Here is a 6,303-nt window from a genome sequence, read left to right as displayed (position 1 = left end):
CAACTTTAAAAAATTTATCCGGGTCATTATGGTCACATAGAATATAAATTGAGCAGATTTTAATTTCCCCCGTTCCGGGACCTTTTATGCATGGCATCAAGGTAATTCTGCAAAATCACTACTGCTGCCATTTTGTCAATAACTTTCTTGCGTTTGGCACGGGAAACATCGGCAGCCAGCAAAATTCTTTCCGCACTGGCCGTACTGAGACGTTCGTCCCAGGTTTCCACGGGTAGTCCCAGTTGGGCACGGATCCGGCGGGTAAACTCAAGCACCTTTTGCCCCTGGATGCCCAGGGTCCCGTTCATGTTGCGGGGCAGTCCCACTACTATTAGCCCGACCTGGTAATCCTGAGCCAATTTCTTTAATTCCCCCATGACCTGTTCTTCCGGCCGGTCCCGGCGAACGACTCCCAGGCCTTGAGCCGTCCACCCCAGGGGATCGCTTACCGCCACCCCAATTGTTTTTTCACCCACGTCCAGTCCCAATATCCGCACCTGCAAAGTTGTGCCTCTCTTTCCTTTTTATAGAGAACCCCTTAGATTACTTTGATACAGAAATCAGGGCAAACGGTTCCACAGTACCCACATAAGCGGCAATTCAAAGGGTTAACCACCACCCGCCCACCCGCCAGGAACAGTGCCCCTGCTCCGCACCTTTCCACGCAGCGGCCGCAACCCCTGCACCAATCCTCGATGTGCAGACGGCGCTTTTGGCGCCTCACCTTTGTCCGGAGCCCGGGTGGAACCGGATACCCGCTGAAAACTGTCACGTTAAAATCTACTTCCGCCAGCGTCCGCATCCCCACGGCCACACTGGCCAGGTATGGAATATCAAGGACAAAAGCCAATGCCTCTTCTACCCTGGGTATGAGATGCCCTCCCCCCAGGGCCTTCATGCCATATATACCTTTGCCAAAACTGGCAGCCTCGGCAATGGCTGCCAGCATATCCTCCCTTGTTCCCCCCTGAATGCCAATCCCGGATATATTGATAATTGGATGTATGATATCAAATTCGGCTATGCGAGCCGCTGCCCGTACACCCTCCACACTGTGGGTGGAGATGCCGATAGCCCTTACCAGCCCTTCCTTTCTGGCCCTTATCAGATATTCCACCGCTTCCCAGTGCCCCCTGATGGTGAGGGCCGATTCCTGCTCGTGGAGGAGAAAAATATCGATATAATCACGGTGAAGGGCCCTCAAAGCTCCTTCCAGACTCTGTCTCATCCCCTCCCAGGTATACGCATAAGACTTGGAAGCAACCACCACTTCCCCCACCCAACCCCTTGTTGCTTCATAAATGTAGGGGTAGGTCTGATAACATTCGGCTGTATCAATAAAATTCACACCTGATTCCAGCGCCCGGCGTATCACCGCCGCCCCCCTGTCCACCGGGAGGGCGGCCTGCAGCGGGCCAACCGTAAGGGCACCGAAGCACAGGCGGGAAACTATGATACCAGTTTGCCCAAGCTCCCTGAATTCCAAAGAAACTTCATTCCCATCCCTTTATATGGTCTTGTGCATCCTTCAAATAACTTCGAACCAGCTCTTCCAGCAATTCGTCCCTTTCCAGACGCCTGATTTTGCTCCGGGCATTATTGTGGCTGGTAATATAAGCCGGATCCCCCGACAGTAAATAGCCTACAAGCTGGTTGATCGGATTGTATCCCTTCTCTTTCAACGCAGCATACACTGAAAGCAATATCTCTTTCGCCTGGTTGACTTCCTCTGCTTCAACCTTAAACATAACGGTATTTTCAGAAGTTTCCCTGGTCACACCCTCCAGACCCCCCTTTAAAAATATAACCCTGTGTGGGATCTATATTCGTTAGAGCTACCCTTTTTCCTCTATTGTCAAAAAACTGCAAGGACAAAAAAAGCGGGTCAAAAAGCCCGCTTAATTTTTGAGCTGTGCTGCAGCCACATTGTAAGCCTTCTGAAGCGCTTCCTGGAGCCTGGAAGCATCCCGGCCCCCCGCCTGAGCCATCTCCGGTCTCCCGCCACCTCCACCGCCCAGCATGGAAGCCACTTCCTTGATCAGCTTGCCGGCATGTAATCCCCTGGGCAACAGATCTTTTGTCACTGCTGCCACCAGGTTGACCCTCTCTCCCACCGGGCTGGCCAGGAGGATGACCGCCGAACCGAGCCGTTCCCGCAAAAGGTCTACCATTGCCCGCAGGCTTTCCATGTCGGGAGCACTTGTTCTGGCGGCCAGGAATTTGGCACCGTCCAGGTCTTTCACCTGCTCCAGCAGGCTCTGTACTTCGTAACGGGCCAGCCGGGCACGCAACCCTTCGCTTTCCCTTTCCAGCTCCTTAACTTCATTCACCAGGGATTCCACCCGGTGCACCACTTCCGCCTGAGTGGCCTTAACCAGGGACGCGATCCTGGCCAGCTGTTCCTCACGGGCACGGACATAACGCAGCGCTGCGGTACCGGTCACCGCTTCAACCCGGCGCAGCCCGGCACCGACACTGCTCTCGCTAATCAATTTAAAGAGCCCTATTTCAGCGGTGGATCTGACATGGGTACCGCCGCAAAGCTCGATGCTGAAGTCGCCCATCTTAACCACGCGGACCTGTTCTCCATATTTCTCGCCAAAGAGGGCAACCGCCCCCATGGCCCGGGCCTCTTCCAGGGAGGTAACGAAGGTTTGAACCGGAAGATTTTCAAGCACGGCCTGATTTACCATTTCCTCTATGCGGTGCAATTCTTCCCCGGACACCGCTGCATAATGGGTAAAGTCAAAGCGCAGCCGGTCCGGTTCCACTAAAGAACCGGCCTGATTAACGTGGGGACCGAGGACTTCCTTCAAGGCCCTGTGAAGGAGGTGGGTTGCCGAGTGATTGCGAGCCGTGTCCCGGCGGCGCTTACCGTCGACAACCACCAGTACGCTGTCATTTTTCTTGAAGACTCCGTTCTGAACCTTGCCCCGGTGTACAATGAATCCCTCAACGGGACGGTAAACCTCAAGGACCTGAACTTCCAGTTCAGGTGCGCTGACCAGGGCGTGATCGGACACCTGCCCCCCCGATTCGGCATAACAGGGAGTTACATCCAGGATGAACTCCACTTCCTCACCTGCAACCACCTTATCCACCGGCCGGCCTTCTCTGAGCAGGGCCAGGACTTTAGCCCTCGTTTCCAGGGTATCGTAACCCACAAAACGGGTTTCCCCCAGCTTATTCCGAAGTGCCTGATAAAAGGCATCCCTCTCGGAAAGGTATTCCGTTTCCTGGCGCGCCCGGCGGGCCCTCTCTCTCTGCTCTTCCATGGCCCGGGCAAAACCCTCTTCATCCACGGTCAGCCCTTCCTCGGCAGCCATTTCGCGGGTCAATTCCAGGGGAAAACCGTAGGTATCGTACAGGCGGAAGGCATCTTCGCCCCGGATGACCGGAGAACCCGCTGCTCTTGCCTCCTGAACCAGGCGGTTCAAGATTTCTGTACCCTGGGCCAGGGTCTCTCCGAAACGTTCTTCTTCACTACGAATTATTTTCAGCACATGCTCTTGATTGGCCGGTAACTCAGGATAAGCATCACCCATCTGTCTGATGACCGCCCCGGCTACCCGGTAAAGGAAAGGTTCGTTCAGTCCCAGCAGCCTTCCAAAACGTACCGCACGGCGTAAAAGACGCCGGAGCACATAACCGCGCCCCTCGTTGGAAGGCAGGGCCCCGTCGGAAATAGCAAAGGTTACCGCCCTGCAGTGATCAGCAATCACTTTCAGGGCCATATCGGTCCTGCTGTCGGCACCATACTTTACACCCGCCAGGCCGGCAGTATAATCCATGATTTCCCGGAAGAGGTCGGTATCGAAATTGCTTGGAACCCCCTGGAGCACGGAAGCCACCCGCTCCAAACCCATGCCTGTATCGATACCCTTGCTGTCCAGGGGTGCATAATTCCCTGCCTCGTCACGGAAAAATTGGATAAACACCAGGTTCCAGATTTCCAGGTAGCGGTCACAGTCACAACCCACCCCGCAACCGGGGGAACCACATCCCCGCTCTTCCCCCAGGTCAACATAGATCTCCGAGCAGGGGCCGCAGGGACCAACCCCGATTTCCCAGAAGTTTGTATCCTTGCCCATGCGTACAATGCGCTCTGGGGGGAGACCCACCTCGCGGTGCCAGATATTAAAGGCCTCATCATCATCAAGGTAAATGGTAACCCATAACTTTTCTTCCGGCAGTCCCAAAACCCGTGTGGTGAACTCCCAGGCCCAGGGGATGGCCTTTTCTTTAAAATAATCCCCAAAGGAGAAATTGCCCAGCATCTCAAAGAAGGTATGATGCCGGGCCGTACGGCCAACTGACTCAATATCCGGAGTGCGCAGGCACTTCTGACAGGTAGTTACCCTCCGAAAGTCCGGTTTGGCGGCACCAGTAAAATAGGGTTTGAAGGGAACCATTCCTGCAGCCGTCCACAACAGGCTGGGGTCATTAGCAGGTATTAAGGAAGCACTGGGCAGAATGCGGTGCCCCCTTGCCTCAAAAAATTTAAGAAATTTTTCCCTGATCTCCTTCCCGGTCACTATATTACCTCCCGTTTAAAAAGAAAAACCGCTCTCACCGGTGCAAGGAAAGTCCATCATATTTCGGAGTAATTATACAAAAAGTGCCTCTCCGGTGTCAAGGGACAGGCTTTGAACTTGCCGGGCCCGGGACAAATATGAACACCAAAAAAAAAGTGAGGAAATCCTCACTTTTAACGGATCATCTCACTAACTCTGCTGGTTACTCCCCGGAGCATCCTTCGCGTCCTGGAACCGGGTCGGACGCTCCGCACAATGCGGAAAAAATTTTTCTGCTCCGGTTTCTTCTGTGGGGGGCCCATAAGAATACCTATCATTGCTCCCAGTACACTGCCGGCAATGACACCGCGCCAGAATCCTATACGCACCGCCTTCACCCCCCTGGCTAAAAATTAAAGCAGGAACTCGTTATGCGGATCAAAGGCTACCAGACTGCCATCTTCAGCCAGTTCATAAATCTGGACACCTTCTTTACTGATGCGGTATTCCACGCAACAATCCCAGCAGTAATACTGGTCCTGGCCCACTTTCCCGGTAGCTTTACCACCACAAACCGGGCAATTCAAATAACTTCGCCTCCTGTATCATCCTTTACAACTGCATTATGCCCGGCCGGGGCAAAAAAAATACGCCGTCCCAGATCACCATTTATCGCACCAAACCCCTGAAACTGGCAATATTCAAACGTTTTTGGAAACGGAGCGCCTCCAGGCAATGACTCCTCCACCTACAACGTAATCCCCCAGGTAGTATACCACCGACTGTCCGGGGGTGATGGCCCGCTGGGGCCTGGCAAACCGGACCAGTACCCGGCCATCACTCATAGGACTGATCACTGCCGGTGCCGGATGGGAATTATATCGGATCTGCGCGGAGACATCCATTGGTCCGGCCAATTTTTCAATTAAGATGAAATTACTGTCCTCCGCTACGAGTTCATCCCCCAGAATGGCATCTTCAGGTCCCAGCACCACAGCATTACGTTCGGGGTCAATGTCCACCACATATAGTCTTTGACCGGCTGCTATACCCAATCCCCGGCGCTGACCGATGGTATAAAAAGGGATACCCCGGTGCATGCCGATAACGTTACCGTTAAGATCCAGGAATGGTCCCGGCTTAATTGCAGCCCCCGCTCGCTTTTTTAAAAAATCGTGGTAATTATTGTCAGGAATAAAGCAGATCTCCTGGCTTTCGGGCTTTTCCGCCACCGGCAGGTCCCTTTCGGCCGCCATGCGGCGCACCTGTTCCTTGGTATAATCTCCCAAAGGCATCAATGTATGCGCCAGCTGCTCCTGGGTCATGTTGTACAATACATAAGTCTGGTCCTTACGGGTATCGGCCGCCCGCCGCAAAACGTAACGATTCCGGCCCTCATCATACTCTATCCGGGCATAATGGCCCGTGGCTATATAACTGGCGCCCAGAGAACGGGCCTTTTGCAGCAGGCTCTCAAACTTGACATAGCGGTTGCATGCAATGCAGGGGTTGGGCGTCCGCCCCTTGAGGTATTCTGCACAAAAATAGTTTACCACTCTGTCCTCAAAAATATCGCGAAAGTTGAGCACATAGTAGGGAATGCCCAACCGGTGGGCCACCCGGCGGGCATCTTCAACGGCAGCCATGGAACAACAGCCCACATGTTCCCCGGCCACCTCGGTAACGCCAGGGTCCCAAATTTGCATGGTCACCCCGATTACTTCAAAACCCCTTTCAACCGGCCGGGATACGCTGTTCACCTTCCCGCAACATCATTGGTTCCCCCCTT

Annotated in this window: 6 protein-coding genes; all 6 read right to left on the bottom strand. The window is 53.9% G+C overall.

Annotated features, from left to right (window positions below; translation table 11 throughout):
• Positions 1 to 59: 59 nt before the first annotated feature.
• The 6 genes from ruvX to mnmA all read right to left on the bottom strand — a co-directional run bounded on the left by ruvX (position 60) and on the right by mnmA (position 6,274).
• Positions 60 to 497, bottom strand: coding sequence for a Holliday junction resolvase RuvX (ruvX, locus tag ACPLUI_RS04250; RefSeq protein WP_424659030.1), 438 nt, complete (start codon positions 495 to 497; stop codon positions 60 to 62).
• Between the two features lie 41 nt (positions 498 to 538).
• Positions 539 to 1,486, bottom strand: coding sequence for an aldo/keto reductase (locus tag ACPLUI_RS04245; protein WP_424659029.1), 948 nt, complete (start codon positions 1,484 to 1,486; stop codon positions 539 to 541).
• 7 nt (positions 1,487 to 1,493) lie between these two features.
• Positions 1,494 to 1,778, bottom strand: a complete 285-nt coding sequence (locus ACPLUI_RS04240) for an IreB family regulatory phosphoprotein (protein WP_424659028.1) — start codon at positions 1,776 to 1,778, stop codon at positions 1,494 to 1,496.
• 120 nt (positions 1,779 to 1,898) lie between these two features.
• Entirely contained in the window at positions 1,899 to 4,535 is a 2,637-nt protein-coding gene (alaS, locus tag ACPLUI_RS04235) for an alanine--tRNA ligase (protein WP_424659027.1), read from the bottom strand.
• A gap of 392 nt (positions 4,536 to 4,927) precedes the next feature.
• Positions 4,928 to 5,101 carry a hypothetical protein gene (locus tag ACPLUI_RS04230; protein ID WP_424659026.1) on the bottom strand — a complete coding sequence of 58 codons (174 nt, stop codon included), beginning with the start codon at positions 5,099 to 5,101 and terminating at the stop codon, positions 4,928 to 4,930.
• A 114-nt stretch (positions 5,102 to 5,215) separates the two neighbouring features.
• Entirely contained in the window at positions 5,216 to 6,274 is a 1,059-nt protein-coding gene (gene mnmA, locus ACPLUI_RS04225; RefSeq protein WP_424659025.1) for a tRNA 2-thiouridine(34) synthase MnmA, read from the bottom strand.
• Positions 6,275 to 6,303: the final 29 nt, after the last annotated feature.

This window comes from Desulfofundulus sp. (assembly GCF_049701015.1).
Classification (GTDB): domain Bacteria; phylum Bacillota; class Desulfotomaculia; order Desulfotomaculales; family Desulfovirgulaceae; genus Desulfofundulus.
This window is presented reverse-complemented; position numbering and strand designations above follow the sequence as displayed.